14 protein-coding genes and 1 riboswitch are annotated in these 16,745 nt (G+C 72.0%); of the genes, 12 read left to right on the forward strand and 2 right to left on the reverse strand.

The annotated features are described in order from the left end of the window. The first annotated feature begins 11 nt into the window (after positions 1 to 11). The 6 genes from hisS (at position 12) to rpsD (ending at position 6,623) form a co-directional block, all read left to right on the forward strand. Positions 12 to 1,274 carry a histidine--tRNA ligase gene (hisS, locus tag LN042_RS00910; protein WP_230047769.1) on the forward strand — a complete coding sequence of 421 codons (1,263 nt, stop codon included), beginning with the start codon at positions 12 to 14 and terminating at the stop codon, positions 1,272 to 1,274. Continuing rightward, entirely contained in the window at positions 1,271 to 3,058 is a 1,788-nt protein-coding gene (gene aspS / locus LN042_RS00915) for an aspartate--tRNA ligase (protein WP_230047770.1), read from the forward strand. Before hisS ends, aspS begins: the two co-directional genes overlap by 4 nt. A gap of 69 nt (positions 3,059 to 3,127) precedes the next feature. After that, positions 3,128 to 3,352, forward strand: coding sequence for a PDDEXK family nuclease (locus LN042_RS00920; protein ID WP_230047771.1), 225 nt, complete (start codon positions 3,128 to 3,130; stop codon positions 3,350 to 3,352). Positions 3,353 to 3,441: 89 nt separating this feature from the next. After that, positions 3,442 to 4,260, forward strand: coding sequence for a polyphosphate kinase 2 (ppk2, locus tag LN042_RS00925; RefSeq protein WP_230047772.1), 819 nt, complete (start codon positions 3,442 to 3,444; stop codon positions 4,258 to 4,260). 39 nt (positions 4,261 to 4,299) lie between these two features. Then, the gene (locus LN042_RS00930; RefSeq protein ID WP_230047773.1) at positions 4,300 to 5,649 is read left to right on the forward strand and encodes a replication-associated recombination protein A; all 1,350 of its coding nucleotides are present in this window, start codon (positions 4,300 to 4,302) and stop codon (positions 5,647 to 5,649) included. 359 nt (positions 5,650 to 6,008) lie between these two features. Beyond that, the gene (gene rpsD / locus LN042_RS00935; protein WP_230047774.1) at positions 6,009 to 6,623 is read left to right on the forward strand and encodes a 30S ribosomal protein S4; all 615 of its coding nucleotides are present in this window, start codon (positions 6,009 to 6,011) and stop codon (positions 6,621 to 6,623) included. 78 nt (positions 6,624 to 6,701) lie between these two features. Here the strand turns inward: rpsD and LN042_RS00940 are convergent, their stop codons facing one another. Then, a complete protein-coding gene (locus tag LN042_RS00940) occupies positions 6,702 to 8,855 on the reverse strand; it encodes an ATP-binding protein (protein WP_230047775.1) in 2,154 nt (717 codons plus the stop codon). 178 nt (positions 8,856 to 9,033) lie between these two features. Between LN042_RS00940 and LN042_RS00945 the strand changes: the two genes are divergently transcribed. The 6 genes from LN042_RS00945 (at position 9,034) to LN042_RS00970 (ending at position 16,337) form a co-directional block, all read left to right on the forward strand. Beyond that, positions 9,034 to 9,510 (forward strand): DUF948 domain-containing protein, encoded by a 477-nt coding sequence (locus tag LN042_RS00945; protein WP_230047776.1) that lies wholly within the window; start codon positions 9,034 to 9,036, stop codon positions 9,508 to 9,510. Between the two features lie 6 nt (positions 9,511 to 9,516). Next, positions 9,517 to 9,927, forward strand: coding sequence for a DUF6167 family protein (locus LN042_RS00950; RefSeq protein WP_230047777.1), 411 nt, complete (start codon positions 9,517 to 9,519; stop codon positions 9,925 to 9,927). 16 nt (positions 9,928 to 9,943) lie between these two features. Then, entirely contained in the window at positions 9,944 to 12,613 is a 2,670-nt protein-coding gene (gene alaS, locus LN042_RS00955) for an alanine--tRNA ligase (protein WP_230047778.1), read from the forward strand. Continuing rightward, entirely contained in the window at positions 12,613 to 13,092 is a 480-nt protein-coding gene (gene ruvX / locus LN042_RS00960; protein WP_230047779.1) for a Holliday junction resolvase RuvX, read from the forward strand. Before alaS ends, ruvX begins: the two co-directional genes overlap by 1 nt. Before the next feature lie 406 nt (positions 13,093 to 13,498). Next, positions 13,499 to 15,478, forward strand: coding sequence for an endolytic transglycosylase MltG (gene mltG / locus LN042_RS00965; RefSeq protein ID WP_230047780.1), 1,980 nt, complete (start codon positions 13,499 to 13,501; stop codon positions 15,476 to 15,478). 28 nt (positions 15,479 to 15,506) lie between these two features. Next, positions 15,507 to 16,337, forward strand: coding sequence for a shikimate dehydrogenase (locus LN042_RS00970; protein ID WP_230047781.1), 831 nt, complete (start codon positions 15,507 to 15,509; stop codon positions 16,335 to 16,337). Positions 16,338 to 16,348: 11 nt separating this feature from the next. On the opposite strand, the gene LN042_RS00975 is transcribed toward LN042_RS00970, so the two are convergent. After that, positions 16,349 to 16,600 (reverse strand): CBU_0592 family membrane protein, encoded by a 252-nt coding sequence (locus tag LN042_RS00975; protein WP_230047782.1) that lies wholly within the window; start codon positions 16,598 to 16,600, stop codon positions 16,349 to 16,351. 17 nt (positions 16,601 to 16,617) lie between these two features. Continuing rightward, positions 16,618 to 16,682: riboswitch (guanidine-III (ykkC-III) riboswitch) on the reverse strand. Between the last annotated feature and the right edge of the window lie 63 nt (positions 16,683 to 16,745).

Raw genomic sequence — 16,745 nt, forward strand, 5'->3', positions numbered from 1 at the left:
CGGAAAAGACGTTGAGCACCTTCACCGCCCCCAAGGGCACCTACGACCTGCTGCCGCCCAGCTCCGCGACCTTCCTGGCGGTCCGCCAGGCGCTGGCCGAGCCGCTGCGCCGGGCCGGCTACGGCTACATCGAGACGCCGGTCTTCGAGGACGTGAAGCTCTTCTCCCGCGGTGTCGGCGAGTCCACCGACATCGTCACCAAGGAGATGTTCACCCTCACCCAGCGCGGCAAGGAAGAGCTGGCCCTGCGCCCGGAGGGCACCGCCTCGGTGGTCCGCGCGGTGCTCCAGGCGAACCTGCACAAGACCGGCAACCTGCCGGTCAAGGTCTGGTACTCGGGCTCCTTCTACCGTTACGAGCGCCCGCAGAAGGGGCGCTACCGGCAGTTCTCCCAGGTCGGTGCCGAGGCGCTGGGCGCCGAGGACCCGGCGCTGGACGCCGAGCTGATCATCCTGGCCGACGACGCCTTCAAGTCGCTGGGCCTGTCCGACTACCGGCTGCTGGTCAACAGCCTGGGCGACAAGCAGTGCCGCCCGGTCTACCGGGCCGCGCTGCAGGAGTTCCTGCGCGGCCTCGACCTGGACGAGGACACCCGCAACCGTGCCGAGATCAACCCGCTGCGGGTGCTGGACGACAAGCGCGAGGCCGTGCAGGCCCAGCTGACCGGCGCGCCGCTGCTCCGCGACTTCCTGTGCGAGGACTGCAAGGCCTACGACGAGCAGGTCCGCGCCCTGCTGACCGCCGCCGGCGTGGCCTTCACCGACGACCCCAAGCTGGTCCGCGGCCTCGACTACTACACCCGCACCACCTTCGAGTTCGTGCACAACGGCCTCGGCGCCCAGTCCGCGATCGGCGGCGGCGGCCGCTACGACGGCCTGTCGGAGATGCTCGGCGGCCCGACCCTGCCGTCGGTCGGCTGGGGCCTCGGCGTGGACCGGATCCACCTGGCGCTGGAGGCCGAGGGGGTCACCCCGGAGGTGCCCCCGACCACCGAGGTCTACGCCGTGGCGCTCGGCGAGGAGGCCAAGAACCTGCTCTTCGCCAAGGTGACCGAGCTGCGCCGGTCCGGCGTCGCCACGGACCTGGCCTTCGGCGTCAAGGGCATCAAGAACGCCATGAAGTCCGCCGACCGCTCCGGCGCCCGGTTCGCCCTGATCGCGGGCGACCGTGACCTCGCCGAGGGCGTCGTGCAGTTGAAGGACCTGACCACCGGCGAGCAGACCGCCGTGGCACTCGACGCACTCGTCACCACCCTGAAGGAGAAGCAGCTGTGATCCGCACGCACGACGCGGGCACCCTCCGCGCGGAGCACGCCGGAGCGACCGTCACCCTGGCCGGCTGGGTCGCCCGCCGCCGCGACCACGGCGGGGTGGCCTTCATCGACCTGCGCGACGCCTCCGGCACCGTGCAGGTCGTGGTCCGCGACCTCGACTCGGTGCACGGCCTGCGCGCCGAGTACTGCGTCAAGGTGGTCGGTGACGTCCGGGTCCGCCCCGAGGGCAACGAGAACCCGGAGATCCCGACCGGCGCCGTCGAGGTCGTGGTCAGCGAGATCGAGGTGCTCTCCGAGGCCGCGCCGCTGCCGTTCCAGGTCGCCGAGTACGAGCCGGGCACCGTCAACGAGGAGGTCCGGCTCCGCTACCGCTACCTGGACCTGCGCCGCGAGGGCCCGGCCAAGGCGCTGCGACTGCGCTCCAAGGTCAACAACATCATCCGCCGGGTGATGGAGGAGAACGACTTCCTCGACATCGAGACGCCGTACCTGACCCGCTCCACCCCCGAGGGCGCCCGCGACTTCCTGGTCCCGGTGCGCCTGCAGCCGGGCTCCTGGTACGCGCTGCCGCAGTCGCCCCAGCTGTTCAAGCAGCTGCTGATGGTGGCCGGCATGGAGCGCTACTACCAGATCGCCCGCTGCTTCCGCGACGAGGACTTCCGCGCCGACCGCCAGCCGGAGTTCACCCAGCTGGACATCGAGGCCTCGTTCGTCGACCAGGAGGACATCCTGGCCCTCGGCGAGAAGATCGTCGGCGCCATCTGGCGCGAGGTGCACGGCTACGAGATCCCCAACCCGCTGCCCCGCCTGAGCTACGCCGACGCGATGTCCCGCTACGGCTCCGACAAGCCGGACGTCCGGTTCGGCCAGGAACTCACCGACCTCACCGAGTACTTCAAGGGCACCGAGTTCCGGGTCTTCCAGGCCCCGTACGTCGGCGCCGTGGTGATGCCGGGCGGCGCCTCGCAGCCGCGCAAGCAGCTGGACGCCTGGCAGGACTGGGCCAAGGCGCGCGGCGCCAAGGGCCTGGCCTACGTGCTGATCGACGCCGAGACCGGCGAGCTGCGCGGCCCGGTCGCCAAGAACCTCTCCGAGGAGCACCTGGCCGGCCTGGCCGCCGCCGCGGGCGCCAAGAACGGCGACGCCGTCTTCTTCGCCGCCGGCAAGCGGACCGCCTCCCAGGAGCTGCTGGGCGCCGCCCGCCTGGAGATCGGCCGGCGCTGCGACCTGATCGACGAGTCGAAGTGGGCCTTCCTCTGGGTGGTCGACTTCCCGATGTTCGAGCCGATCGAGGACGACAAGGGCGAGTTCCAGGGCTGGCACGCGGTGCACCACCCGTTCACCGCGCCCACCGCCGAGTCGCTGGCCACCTTCGACACCGACCCGGGCAGCGCCCTGTCCAACGCGTACGACCTGGTGCTCAACGGCTCGGAGCTGGGCGGCGGCTCGATCCGCATCCACCAGCGCGACGTGCAGAAGCGGGCGTTCGACGCGATCGGCCTCTCCGAGGAGGAGGCCTCCTCGCAGTTCGGCTTCCTGCTGGACGCCTTCAACTACGGCCCGCCGCCGCACGGTGGCGTCGCCTTCGGCCTGGACCGGATCGTCACGCTGCTCGGCGGCTACGACACCATCCGGGACGTCATCGCCTTCCCGAAGACGTCCACCGGTGGTGACCCGCTGACCGGCGCGCCGACCCCGATCACGGCCGCCCAGCGCAAGGAGGCCGGCGTGGACGCCCAGCCGAAGGCCGCCGGCGAGGCGAAGGCGGCCGACCAGCAGGCCTGAGCCACCACTGCGCTCGAGTGACCGGCCGGTGATGACCCGTTGACCGTAACGGGTCATCACCGGCCGTCGTTGTTCCGGACCCGGGTCGCCGACAAGCGGCTGAAGCCCTCGCTGTACGCGGCAGCCGGCATCCCGCACTACTGGCGCCTGGAACTCGACCCCGCACCGCGCCTCTACCTGGGGCGGCTGGAGCTCGGCGCCTACAGCGACCGCCTGGTCCAGGTCGGCCAGACCAGCGGCCTGGCAGATCCGTTCCCCCTGGATCTCGACCCCGCGAGGTTGCTGCGCGGCTGACCTGCGGCGCCGCTGCGCCGACGGTGGGCGGAAACCGGTGATCCGATCTAACCTGAGAGATCATCAGCATTCGTCTGTCTGGAGGCGCCGTGACCGCCCAGCAGCCCCGCCTCTCCAAGAAGCTCTACGAGCGCGAACTGCTGCGCCTCCAGCAGGAGCTGGTGAAGCTCCAGGAGTGGGTGCGGGCCGAGGGCGTGCGGCTGGTGGTGGTCTTCGAGGGGCGGGACGCGGCCGGCAAGGGCGGCGCCATCAAGCGGGTCACCCAGTACCTCAACCCCCGGGTCGCCCGGATCGTCGCGCTGCCCGCCCCGACCGACCGGCAGCGCGGGCAGTGGTACTTCCAGCGGTACGTCGAGCAGCTGCCGGCCGCCGGCGAGATCGTGCTGTTCGACCGCAGCTGGTACAACCGCGCCGGGGTCGAACGGGTGATGGGCTTCTGCACCGACGAGGAGTACTGGCAGTTCCTGCGCCAGTGCCCGACCTTCGAGCGGATGCTGATCGAGGCCGGCATCGAGCTGCGCAAGTACTGGTTCTCGGTCAGCGACGTGGAGCAGGAGCGACGCTTCCGCTCCCGGCTGAACGACCCGATGCGGCGCTGGAAGCTCTCCCCGATGGACACCGAGTCGCTCACCCGCTGGGAGGACTACTCGCGGGCCAAGGACGAGATGTTCCAGCACACCGACATGCCCGATTCACCGTGGCACGTGGTGGAGAGCGACGACAAGCGGCGGTCCCGGATCAACATGATCTCCCACCTGCTCTCCACCCTGCCCTACACCGACGTCAGCAAGCCGCCGGTCTCGCTGCCGCCCCGCCCGGCCTCCAAGGGCTACCAGCGTCCGCCGCGCGACCTGCAGAAGTACGTACCGGACCACGCGGCCGAGCTGGAGCGGCGGGCGGGGAGGTAGCGGGCCCGGCCTGTCGGTGGCGCGCATTAGGGTGGCGGGGTGGACGAACCGGACCTCTTCACCGCCGCCGCCGAGCAGCACCAGGCCGCCGAGCCGGGCCGGGCGCCGCTGGCCGTGCGGATGCGCCCGCGCACCCTGGACGAGGTGGCCGGCCAGCGCCGGCTGCTCAAGGACGGCTCGCCGCTGCGCCGCCTGGTGGCCGGCGCCAAGGGCCCGGCGGCGACCAGCTCGGTGATCCTCTGGGGCCCGCCCGGCACCGGCAAGACCACGCTGGCGCACGTGATCAGCCAGGCCGTGCAGGGCCGCTTCGTGGAGCTCTCCGCGATCACCGCCGGTGTCAAGGAAGTCCGCGCCGTGATCGAGGGCGCGCGCCGGGCGGTCGCCATGAGCGGCAAGGAGACGGTCCTCTTCCTGGACGAGATCCACCGCTTCTCCAAGGCCCAGCAGGACTCGCTGCTGCCCGCCGTGGAGAACCGCTGGGTCACCCTGATCGCCGCCACCACCGAGAACCCCTACTTCTCGGTGATCTCCCCGCTGCTCTCCCGCTCGCTGCTGCTCACCCTGGAGTCGCTCACCGACGACGACATCCGCTCCCTGCTGCGCCGCGCGGTGGCCGACCAGCGGGGGCTGGACGGCTCGGTGGCGCTGGGCCAGGAGGCCGAGGACCACCTGGTGCGGCTGGCCGGCGGCGACGCCCGGCGGGCCCTGACCACGCTGGAGGCGGCGGCCGGTGCCGCCCTGGAGCAGGGCCTGGCCGAGATCACCCTCGCGGTCACCGAGACCGCCGTGAACCAGGCCGCGGTCCGCTACGACAAGGACGGCGACCAGCACTACGACGTGGCCAGCGCGCTGATCAAGTCGATCCGCGGCAGCGACGTCGACGCCACCCTGCACTACCTGGCCCGGATGGTCGAGGCGGGGGAGGACCCGCGGTTCATCGCCCGCCGGCTGATGATCTCGGCCAGTGAGGACATCGGCCTGGCCGACCCCACCGCGCTGCCCACCGCGGTGGCGGCCGCCCAGGCGGTGGCCATGATCGGTTTCCCGGAGGCACGGATCATCCTGGCCCAGGCCGCCATCGCGCTGGCCCTGGCGCCCAAGTCCAACGCCGCCTACCTGGCCATCGACAGTGCCCTGGCCGACGTGCGGCAGGGCCTGGCCGGGCCGGTTCCGCCGCACCTGCGGGACGCCCACTACGGAGGGGCCGGCAAGCTGGGCCACGGCAAGGGCTACCAGTACCCGCACGACCTGCCCGGCTCGATCGCCGCCCAGCAGTACGCTCCCGACGCGGTGCACGGCAAGGCCTACTACCACCCGACCAGGAACGGCGGCGAGGCCCGCTACGCGGACACCGTGGACTGGACCAGGGGCAAGCTCAAGGGCGAGTGACGGCCGGCCTGACGGGCGGGTGGCCGCCATGCCGGAGCGCGAGGTGGCCGCCGGTCTGAAGGGTGATCGGACAGCCGGTATACTCGCTCGAAGTGCCATGTCCCGGGTCCGGCGGCCATCGTGTCGACCGGCCGCACCAGCGGGGCAGTGGCCAGTGGCCCCGTTCGCGGTGCCACCAGGAGCGTCGCGCACCGTTTTCGGTGTCACGCACCACCCGGTGGTGCGTGTGCAAGCACATCGTGCCCGGCTCCCGGAGAGCGGCTGACCATCCCCGGATGGTTTTCTCCGGGCCGCGAGAGGCGACCTCCGTCAACACCTGGTGACAGCCGTATTCACAGAACGAAAGAGGTTCCGGTTCCATGGCGAACCAGAAGCGCCCCAAGGTCAAGATCGCTCGCGCCCTGGGCGTTCCGCTGACCCCGAAGTCCGTCAAGTACTTCGAGGCCCGCCCGTACCCGCCCGGCCAGCACGGCCGCGGCCGCAAGCAGAACTCGGACTACAAGGTCCGTCTGCTCGAGAAGCAGCGTCTTCGCGCCCAGTACGACCTGAGCGAGAAGCAGCTGGCCCGCGCCTTCGACCGCGCCCGCAAGGCCGAGGGCAAGACCGGTGAGGTGCTGGTCGCCGAGCTCGAGACCCGTCTCGACGCTCTGGTGCTGCGTTCGGGCATCGCCCGGACCATCTACCAGGCCCGCCAGATGGTCGTGCACGGCCACATCCAGGTCAACGGCAGCAAGGTCAACAAGCCGTCGTTCCAGATGAAGCCGGGCTACGTCGTCACGGTCAAGGAGAAGTCCAAGGAGAAGGTCCCGTTCCAGGTCGCCCGTGAGGGTGGCTACGCGGGTGAGGGCCAGACCCCGAAGTACCTCGAGGTCAACCTCAAGGCCCTGGCCTTCCGCCTGGACCGCCTGCCGCAGCGTCGTGAGGTCCCCGTGATCTGCGACGAGCAGCTGGTCGTCGAGTACTACTCGCGTTGATCCGCGGGTAGCGCCCTTCGCGCCACGGACCCCTGCCGCCCCCGGGCGGCAGGGGTCCGCCGCGTTCCGTCCAGGAGCTCAGGACCGGCGACCGCGCGGCTCGCTCACCCGGTCGAGCAGCGCGCAGTCCGACCCGCCGTCCTCGTCCGGTTCGGTCGGCGGTTCGGCGGCCCGGTCCAGCGCCCGGTGCACCGCCTCCGCCAGCTCCAGCCGGGCGCCGCGCTCGAAGGCCGCGCCGAACTCCTGCTCGCTCAGCCCCGCCCGGGCCCGCCGCGCGCACTCGTGGTGCGGGGCGTTGAAGTCCGCCGAGCCGAACAGCGGCACCCCCACCGCCTGCCAGATCCGGTGCGCCGCGCCCTGCAGCACCCGGGCCTCGCGCAACTCGCCGCGGTCCGCCTCCAGCAGTGCCAGCAGCTCCAGGCCCAGCACCAGGCCGACCAGGTCGCGGAAGCCGTAGTGCAGCCGGACGCTCTCCCGGGCGAAGGCCCGCGCCTGCCGGGCCTCGCCGACCAGCCACCGCGAGTAGGCCCGCGCATAGAGGCCGTAGGCGTAGGCCCACTGCTCGCCGTGCTCCTCGCAGACCGCCCGGACCTTGGCCACGCACTCCTCGCCCTCGGCCACCCGGCCCAGGAAGAGCCGCGCCAGGCCCAGCTCGAACATCGCCATCAGCACATTGCTGTTCAGCTCGCCGGCCGTCTCGTAGTAGCGCAGCGCCTGCTCGAACAGCTCGGCGGCCCGGGCCGGGTCGTCGCCGATCAGCGCCGAGCAGCCGAGCCGGTGCAGCGCATGGGCCAGTGCCCGGTCGTCGCCGGTGGCCAGCGCCTGCCGGCGGCACTCCTGGAGCAGCGGCTCGGCCCGGGCCCGGTCGCCCTGCAGGGTGGCGGTGTGGCCGGTGACCCAGAGCGCCTTGGCCCGGGCCGCGGTGGGCGCCCGGTCCAGCGCCAGCGCCCGCTCCAGCCAGTGCCGGCCCTCGCCGAGGTGCCCGCAGCCCACCCAGAAGTACCAGAGGGTGCCGGCCAGCAGCAGCGCCACCTGTTCCTCGCCCGGCTCGCCCAGGCAGAACTCCAGCGCGGCGCGCAGGTTGCCGTGCGCCAGGGCGGTGCGTTCGGCGGTCTCGGCCTGGCGCGGCCCGAACCACTCCACCTCGCCCCAGGCGGCCAGCCCCAGGTACCAGTCCCGGTGCCTGCGGCGCAGTCCGTACTCGCCGCCGCCGCCGCGCAGCCACCCGGCACCGTAGTCGCGCAGGGTGTCCAGCAGCCGGTAGCGGACGGCACCCAGGTGCTCCTCGCGCAGCAGCACCGACTTGACCACCAGTTCGTGGAGCAGGTCGAGCACCTCCTCGGCCTCGATCCCGTCGCCGGAGCAGATGTGCTCGGCCGCCTCCAGGTCGAAGGAGCCGGCGAAGACCGAGAGCCGGGCCCAGAGCAAACGTTCCTGCATGGTGCAGAGCTCATGGCTCCACCCGATCGCGGTGCGCAGCGTCCGGTGCCGCGGCGGCGCGCCGCGGTCCCCGCCGGTCAGCACCTCGAACCGGTCGTCCAGGCGCAGCGCGATCTGCCCCACCGAGAGCGAGCGCAGCCGGCCCGCCGCCAGCTCCAGCGCCAGCGGGATGCCGTCGAGGCGCCGGCAGAGCGCGCCCACCTCGGCCCGCTGCTGCTCGGTGCGCGGCTCGAAGCCCGGCAGCACCGCCGCCGCCCGGTCGCAGAACAGCCGCACCGCCGCCGACCGCGCCCCCGGCGGCGCGACCACCGGCAGCGGCGCCACCGGCAGCAGGCGCTCACCGCCGATCCGCAGCGCCTCCCGGCTGGTCGCCAGCACCCGCAGCTGTGGCAGCGCCCGCAGCAGCGCGCCCGCCAACTCCGCGCAGGCCGCGACCAGGTGCTCGCAGCCGTCCAGCACCAGCAGCAGCCGCCGCCCGTCCAGCTGCTCCACCAGCACCTCCAGCGGCGGACGGGCGGTGCCGTCGGTCAGCCCGAGCGCCTCAAGCACCGCATGGCCCAGCAGCAGCGGATCCTGCAGCTCGCCGACCTCCACCAGGTAGGCGTCGTCGGCGGCGGTGGCCGCCGCGCGCAGCGCCAGCCGGGTCTTGCCGACCCCGCCGGGACCGGTCACGGTGACCAGCCGCGCACCGGCCAACAGCGCTGCCAGGGCCGTGAGTTCGGCGTGCCGCCCGATGAAGCTGGTCAGTTCCGCGGGCAGGTTCCCGCGCCGCAGGGTGCTCTGCTGTGCCACCGGCCCTCCAAGTCCGCCGGGCCCGCCGTCCGGTGCCCCGGGCGGCCCAACGAGGTGACCGGCCGGTAGGTTACGCCGGCCGCCGGGCCGCGTACCGCCTCGCCAGCGCATATATCCGGTCGGGAGTCGGGGCGCGGGCGCGATAGGGTTTCCATCTGAGGAGTGAAGGGAGCGTGCGGTGTCCGTCTCAGAGCTGGCCGGGCTGCTGGTGGCCGTCGGCTGGGTCGTCCTGGTGACGCTGCTGGCCGTGGTGCTGGTGCGCCTGTCCAAGGTGCTCCGCGAGGCCACGGTGCTGGTCAGCGCCGTCACCGAGCAGGCGGTTCCGCTGCTGCAGGACGCCGCCGACGCGGTGCACAGCGCCCAGGAGCAGCTGGTCCGGGTCGACGACATCACCGCCAATGTGCAGGACGCCGCCGCCAACGCCAATGCGCTCTCCTCCACGGTCGCCGCCACCCTGGGTGGCCCGCTGGTGAAGATGGCCGCCTTCAGCTACGGCGTCCGCAAGGCCGTCAACCGGCGGCAGGGCGCCCTGACGCTGCCCCAACAGACTTCGGAACGTGAGGAATTGGCCCGGCTGATCCGTGCCGAGGTGAAGGCCGCCACGGCTCCCAGGCGCGGACTGCTCAGCCGGGTCCGCCGAGCAGTGAAGGGCTGACGCACCGTGGTACGACGCATCTTCTGGATGGCGGTCGGCGCCGGCACCGCCGTCTGGGCCATGAACAAGGCCAACGAGGCCGCCCAACGGCTCACCCCTGACAGCCTGTCGGGCACCGCCGCGCGCGGCGCCCTGCAACTCGGCGACGCCGCCCGCCGGTTCGCCCGGGACGTGCGCGCCGGCATGGCCGAGCGCGAGGACCAGCTGCGGGCCGACCTCGGCCTGGACGGCACCGCGGTGGTGGAGCCGCCGCGTCGCCGGGCCCAGCAGGACCGGGCACTGCAGGGCCGAGCTATCAAGGCGGCCCCGGGAGCCTCCCGGCCGGTCGCCCTGCCTCCGTCGCGCACCACCCCCACCCCCCAGATCATCGCGTCAACGCCCCGCCGGCTGGAACAGCGCCGGGGCCAGCACCCTTAAACCGGAAGGACCACTCATGGAGTCGGCAGAGATCCGCCGCCGCTGGCTGCGCTTCTTCGAGGAGCGCGGCCACACCGTCGTTCCCTCGGCGTCCCTGGTCGCCGACGACCCCACCCTGCTGCTGGTCAACGCCGGCATGGTGCCGTTCAAGCCGTACTTCCTGGGCGAGGTCAAGCCGCAGTTCTCGCGCGCCACCAGCGTGCAGAAGTGCGTGCGCACGCTGGACATCGAGGAGGTCGGCAAGACCACCCGGCACGGCTCGTTCTTCCAGATGTGCGGCAACTTCTCCTTCGGCGACTACTTCAAGGAAGGCGCCATCAAGTTCGCCTGGGAGTTGCTCACCACTCCCGTCGCGGACGGCGGCTACGGCCTGGAGAAGGAGAAGCTCTGGATCACCGTCTACAAGGACGACGACGAGGCCGAGCAGATCTGGCGCGACGTCATCGGGGTGCCGTCGGAGCGCATCCAGCGCCTCGGCATGAAGGACAACTTCTGGTCGATGGGCGTGCCCGGCCCGTGCGGCCCGTGCTCGGAGATCAACTACGACCGCGGCCCGGCCTACGGCGAGGAGGGCGGCCCGGCGGTCAACGGCGAGCGCTACCTGGAGATCTGGAACCTGGTCTTCATGCAGTACGAGCGCGGCCACGGCGACGGCAAGGACGGCTTCGAGATCCTCGGCGACCTGCCGAGCAAGAACATCGACACCGGCCTCGGCCTGGAGCGCCTCGCCGCCATCCTGCAGGGCGTCGACAACCTCTTCGAGATCGACACCAGCCGGATGATCCTGGACCGGGCCGCCGGACTGACCGGCCACCGCTACGGCGACGACCACAAGGCGGACATCTCGCTGCGCGTGGTCACCGACCACATCCGCACCGCGCTGATGCTGGTCGGCGACGGCGTCACCCCCGGCAACGAGGGCCGCGGCTACGTGCTGCGCCGCATCCTGCGCCGGGCGATCCGCAACATGCGCCTGCTGGGCGCCACCGAGCCGGTGGCCAAGGAGCTCATCGACGTCGCCATCAAGGCGATGGCTCCGCAGTACCCGGAGCTGGAGACCGAGCGCAAGCGCATCGAGACCGTCGTGGTCGCCGAGGAGACCGCCTTCCTCCAGACCCTGCGGGCCGGCACCAACCTGCTGGACGCCGCCGTGACCGAGGCCAAGCAGGGCGGCCACGTGGTGCTCAGCGGCGACCAGGCCTTCAAGCTGCACGACACCTACGGCTTCCCGATCGACCTGACCCTGGAGATGGCCGAGGAGCAGGGCCTGGCCGTCGACGAGGCCGGCTTCCGCCGCCTGATGCAGGAGCAGCGGGACCGCGCCAAGGCCGACGCCAAGGCCAAGAAGATGGGCCACGCCGACGTCGCCGCCTACCGCGAGGTGGCGGACCGGGCCGGTGCGTCCGTCTTCACCGGCTACGCCGCCACCGAGGGCGAGGCCACCGTGGTCGGCCTGCTGGTGAACGGCTCGCCGGCCCCGGCCGCGACCGAGGGTGACGAGGTCGAGCTGATCCTGGACCGCACCCCGTTCTACGCCGAGGGCGGTGGCCAGCTCGCCGACCACGGCCGGATCCGGCTGGACTCCGGTGCCGTCGTCGAGATCCGCGACGTGCAGCAGCCGGTGCCGGGCGTGATCGTGCACTCCGGCGGGGTGCTCTTCGGTGAGGTGGTGCTCGGCGCCGCCGCGTACGCCACCATCGACACCGACCGCCGCCGCGCCGTCTCCCGCGCCCACTCGGCCACCCACCTGACCCACCAGGCGCTGCGGGACGCGCTCGGCCCGACCGCCGCCCAGGCCGGCTCGGAGAACGCGCCCGGCCGCTTCCGCTTCGACTTCGGCTCGCCCGCCGCCGTGCCCGGCAGCGTGCTGACCGACGTCGAGCAGAAGATCAACGAGGTGCTCGGCCGCGAACTCGACGTCACCGCCGAGGTGATGACGATGGACGAGGCCCGCAAGCAGGGCGCCATCGCGATGTTCGGCGAGAAGTACGGCGACCAGGTCCGCGTGGTGACCATCGGCGACTTCTCCAAGGAGCTCTGCGGTGGCACCCACGTTGGCAACACCGCCCAGCTGGGTCTGGTGAAGCTGCTCGGCGAGTCCTCGATCGGCTCCGGCGTGCGCCGGGTCGAGGCGCTGGTCGGCGTGGACGCCTACCGGTTCCTGGCCCGTGAGCACACCGTGGTCTCCCAGCTCACCGAGCTGGTCAAGGGCCGTCCGGAGGAGCTGCCGGAGAAGATCTCCGGGATGCTCGCCAAGCTCAAGGACGCCGAGAAGGAGATCGAGCGGTTCCGCGCCGAGAAGGTGCTGGCCGCCGCCGCGGGCCTGGCCGGTGCGGCGGAGGACGTCCGGGGCGTGGCCCTGGTCGCCGCCCAGGTGGCCGACGGCACCGGTGCGGACGAGCTGCGCAAGCTGGTGCTGGACATCCGCGGGCGACTGGGCTCGCGCCCGGCCGTGGTCGCCGCCTTCACGGTGGCGAACGACCGTCCGCTCACCGTCATCGCCACCAACGAGGACGCCCGGGCCCGCGGCATCAAGGCCGGCGAGCTGGTCCGCACCGCGGCCAAGACGCTCGGCGGCGGCGGTGGCGGCAAGGACGACGTCGCCCAGGGCGGTGGTTCCAACCCGGCCGCCGTCGGCGAGGCGATCGCGGCCGTGCGGGCCCTGGTCGCGGAGCGCGCCGCCTGATGGAGCAGCAGGAGCGGGCCTTCCGGCGCGGGCGCCGGATCGCCGTCGACGTCGGTGACGCCCGGATCGGGGTCGCCGCCTGCGACCCCGACGGGCTGATCGCCACGCCGGTGGAGACGGTCCCCGCCGGGGGCCGTTCCCAGGCGCGGCTCAAGGAGATCGTCGAGGAGTACGACGCCATCGAGGTGGTGGTCGGCCTGCCCCGCTCGCTGAGCGGCAAGGAGGGGCCGGCCGCCGCCAAGGTGCGCGGCTACGCGGGTCGGCTGGCGGCGCTGCTGGCGCCGGTGCCGGTGCGGCTGGTGGACGAGCGGATGACCACGGTCACCGCGGCCGCCGGCATGCGGGCCTCCGGGGTGAAGGCCAAGAAGGGCCGCTCGGCGATCGACCAGGCCGCCGCCGTGGTGATCCTCCAGGCCGCACTGGAGACCGAACGGGTGAGCGGTCGAGCGCCCGGTGAGGGTGTCGAACCGATCAGCTGATCATCCTGCTCTAGCGTGCTGGAGAGGGGCCCGGCCGGACGCGTCCGGCCGGGCCCCTTCCGGCGCTCCACGGAGCGCCACCCGGGGTGGCTCCGCTGAGTGACGATGACCGGAGCGCTTCACGGGCAGTGAGCGGCAGCGGTGCGAGTCGGGGCGAGCAACAGCTCCCAGTGGGCGCACAGCCGTGCCGCGCGACCCGACGAATGTTGATCACAACCGACACACGGTGATCACACCGAATGATGGCCGTGTGCACGGAAATTCGGGCAACCAGTGCGGTACGGTAACGTCTCCCCTCAGGCGTTGCGCTAGCACGCCGGTTCGAGGTACTGCCGGGACGCCGTCCCGGATGGCCGGTCCGATCATCTGATCAGGATCGTCCGTCTCCGTCGGCCTAAGGGATTCGATGACTGATCTGGGGCGGGGCTACGGCTCCCAGCCGTGGCACTCCGGGGATCCCGGTTACGGTGAGCAACCACAGCAGCCGAAGGCCCAGGACGGAACGGCCTACCCGGGACAGCCGGAGCAGCAGCAGCCGTACGGTCAGGGTGGTCAGTACCCAGTCCAGGGTGTCGACCCGTACGGGCAGCAGCAGGCCTATGTGCCGATGGATCCGTACGCGCACGCCCAGCAGCAACAGCAGTGGGGGCAGCAGCAGGGCGGCTACCAGCAGTACCAGGAAGTCCCCGGCTATCCGCAGCAGCCCGGCTATCCCCAGCCGGCCGGCTACCCGCAGCAGCCGGGCTACCCGCAGCAGGGCGGGATGCCGCACCAGGACGCGATGGTCCAGCAGAGCGGCCTGCACCAGGGCGGATTGCCGCCGCAGGGTCCGTTCCCGCCGCAGCCGATGCAGCCCCAGCCGGCCGGTTATCCGGACCAGACGCACCCACAGCCGATGCCGGGCCACCTGCCCATGGCCGGTCAGCAGGGGATGGCGGGCCAGCAGGGCATGCCCGGTCAGCAGGGCATGCCGGGCCAGCAGGGCATGCCCAGCCAGGTGCCCGGTCAGGCGGCGCAGCACCAGCAGCTGCCCGAGCAGCAGGCCGCACCCGCCGGACCGGGCCCGGACGGCATCGACTGGGAGGCCGAGGCCGCCGCCCTGGACGACCCGGCCGAGGCCGACGACGCGTACGACGAGGCCGCCGCGTACTCCGCGGGCGAGTTCACCGGCGAGCACACCGACTACGCCGAGGACGGGTTCGTCGACGGCGAGTTCACGGACGGGGACGAGGAGCGCTCCTCGTTCTTCGGCGCCGAGGACGACAGCGACGAGGCCGACGCCAAGCGCAAGGCGAAGGGCAAGAAGTCCGGCCGCCGCAACGGCGGCGCCTGCCTGCTGGTCGCCCTGGTGCTGCTCGGCGGCCTGGGTGGCGCCGGTTGGTGGGGCTACGGCTTCTACCAGAGCAACTTCGGCCCGGCGCCGGACTACAAGGGCAGCGGGACCGGCAAGGTGAACGTCCAGATCCAGGACGGCGCCACCGCCTCCGACATGGGCAAGGTGCTCATGGACGCGGGCGTGGTGAAGAGCGTCGGCGCGTTCACCGCCGCCTACAACCGGGCCGGCAAGATGCTGCAGCCCGGCTACTACATCATGGCGAGCCAGATGTCCGGCGACGCCGCCGTGGCGGAGATGGTCAGCGAGGCGGGCGGTGACTCCCTGATCATTCCGGAGGGCAAGACCGCCGCCGACATCTACAAGATGGTCGACAAGAAGCTGAAGCTCGCCGACGGCACCACCGCCGCCGCGGCCAAGGCCAACATGAACAACTTCGGCCTGCCGCAGTACGCCGGCGGCAACATCGAGGGCTTCCTCTGGCCCACCCGCTACTCGGTCAGCCAGGGCATGAAGCCCGAGGACCTGCTGAAGCAGATGGTGACCAACGCGGTCAACGAGTACAACCAGCTCGGTCTGGACGCCGGCGCCCAGCAGGTCGGCCTGAAGGGGGCCTACGACGTGATCACCGAGGCCAGCATCGTGCAGGCCGAGGGCAACAACGTGGCCGACTTCGGCAAGATGGCCCGGGCCATGGACAACCGCCTGAGCGGCACCAACTTCCCCAACCACACCTTGGGCCTGGACACCACGCTGCAGTACTCGGTGGGTTCCAAGAAGCTCACCGACGCGCAGATCCACGACGGGTCCAACAAGTACAACACCTACATCAACCCGGGCCTGCCGCCGACGCCGATCTCCAACCCCGGCGAGGACGCGCTCAAGGCGGTGCTAAACCCGCCTGCGGGCAACTGGGTCTACTGGATCGCGATGAGTTCCACCGACACCCGCTTCTCGGACAACAAGGCGGACTTCGCGAACAACGTCAAGCAGTACTGCGCCCAGAACAACATGGCCTTCGACGCGGGCAGCACCACCTGCAAGTCCAAGTAGCAGACGCCGGAACAGAAGTGGGCACACCGTGACCATCCACCACCGCGCCGCCGTGCTCGGATCGCCGATCGCGCACTCGCTCTCCCCGGTGCTGCACAACGCCGGCTACCGGGCGCTGGGGCTGGACGACTGGGAGTACCGGCGGTTCGAGGTGGACGAGGCCGGCCTGCCCGGCTTCGTGGCGGGGTTGGAGCCGGCGGGCTGGGCCGGGTTCTCGCTCACCATGCCGCTGAAGCGGGCGGTGATGCCGCTGCTGGACGAGGTGAGCGAGACCGCGCTGCTGGTGGACGCCGTGAACACCCTGGTGTTGGAGGCCGACGGGCGGCGCACCGGGGACAACACCGACGTGCCCGGCCTGGTCGCCGCACTGCGGGAGCGCGGCATCGACAAGGTGACGCACGCCGCGGTGCTGGGCGCGGGCGCGACCGCCTCCTCGGCGCTGGCCGCACTCGCCCAGCTGACCGACGGCCCGGTGACGGTGTACCTGCGCTCACCCGAACGAGCACGGGAGATGCGGGAGTTGGGGGACCGTCTGGGGCTCGCGGTGCAGACCGCGGACTGGGCGGACGGTGCGGCGGCGCTGGACTCCCCGCTGACGGTGTCCACCACTCCGGTGGGCGCCACCGACCCCTTCGCCGAGCGGCTGACCGCCACCCCGGGCGCGCTCTTCGACGTGCTCTACCACCCGTGGCCGACCCCGCTGGCCGCGGCCTGCGCGGCCCGCGGTGGGACGGTGCTGGGCGGTCTCGACCTGCTGGTGCACCAGGCGGTGCTGCAGTTCGAGCGGTTCACCGGGGTGCCCCGGGGCCCGCTGGCGGCGATGCGCGCGGCGGGCGAGGCGGCGCTGGGGGAGGGCTGACGCCACGGCGGTCAGTGCGGTGCGCTCGGCTCCCGGCCGCGCACCACCGCCAGCAGGCTGTGCGCGGAGACGAGCGCCCAGACGCCCTCCAGCAGCAGGAACCCCCACTGCGAGGTGAGCCCGGCGAGCACCGCGAGGATCACCGAACCGCCCAGGTTCAGCAGCAGGTAGGGCTTGGAGCGCGCGCTGATCCGGCCCCACTGGGCGAGCGCGAACGGGATCAGGATCAGGATCGACCCGAAGACCTGAACGACCTGTTCCATACGGCATCCTCCCGACGGGTGCGTCGTCTTGTCGGTCCGGGTACGGCGCGTCTCGTCCGGTGGCCGCAGGATGGCGGTCCACGTCCCATTCTGCCCGACGGTGCGACGAACGCCGGGGCGATGTCCGCTGCCCGCCCCCGCCTGA

The sequence above is a fragment of the Kitasatospora humi genome, from assembly GCF_020907985.1.
In the GTDB taxonomy this organism is placed as follows: domain Bacteria; phylum Actinomycetota; class Actinomycetes; order Streptomycetales; family Streptomycetaceae; genus Kitasatospora; species Kitasatospora humi.

Excerpts from the sequence above, each read along its gene's own strand:
- alaS (WP_230047778.1), top strand. The coding sequence starts at position 9,944 with ATGGAGTCGGCAGAGATCCGCCGCCGCTGGCTGCGCTTCTTCGAGGAG.
- rpsD (WP_230047774.1), top strand. The coding sequence starts at position 6,009 with ATGGCGAACCAGAAGCGCCCCAAGGTCAAGATCGCTCGCGCCCTGGGC.
- mltG (WP_230047780.1), top strand. The coding sequence starts at position 13,499 with ATGACTGATCTGGGGCGGGGCTACGGCTCCCAGCCGTGGCACTCCGGG.
- ruvX (WP_230047779.1), top strand. The coding sequence starts at position 12,613 with ATGGAGCAGCAGGAGCGGGCCTTCCGGCGCGGGCGCCGGATCGCCGTC.
- LN042_RS00975 (WP_230047782.1), bottom strand. The coding sequence starts at position 16,600 with ATGGAACAGGTCGTTCAGGTCTTCGGGTCGATCCTGATCCTGATCCCG.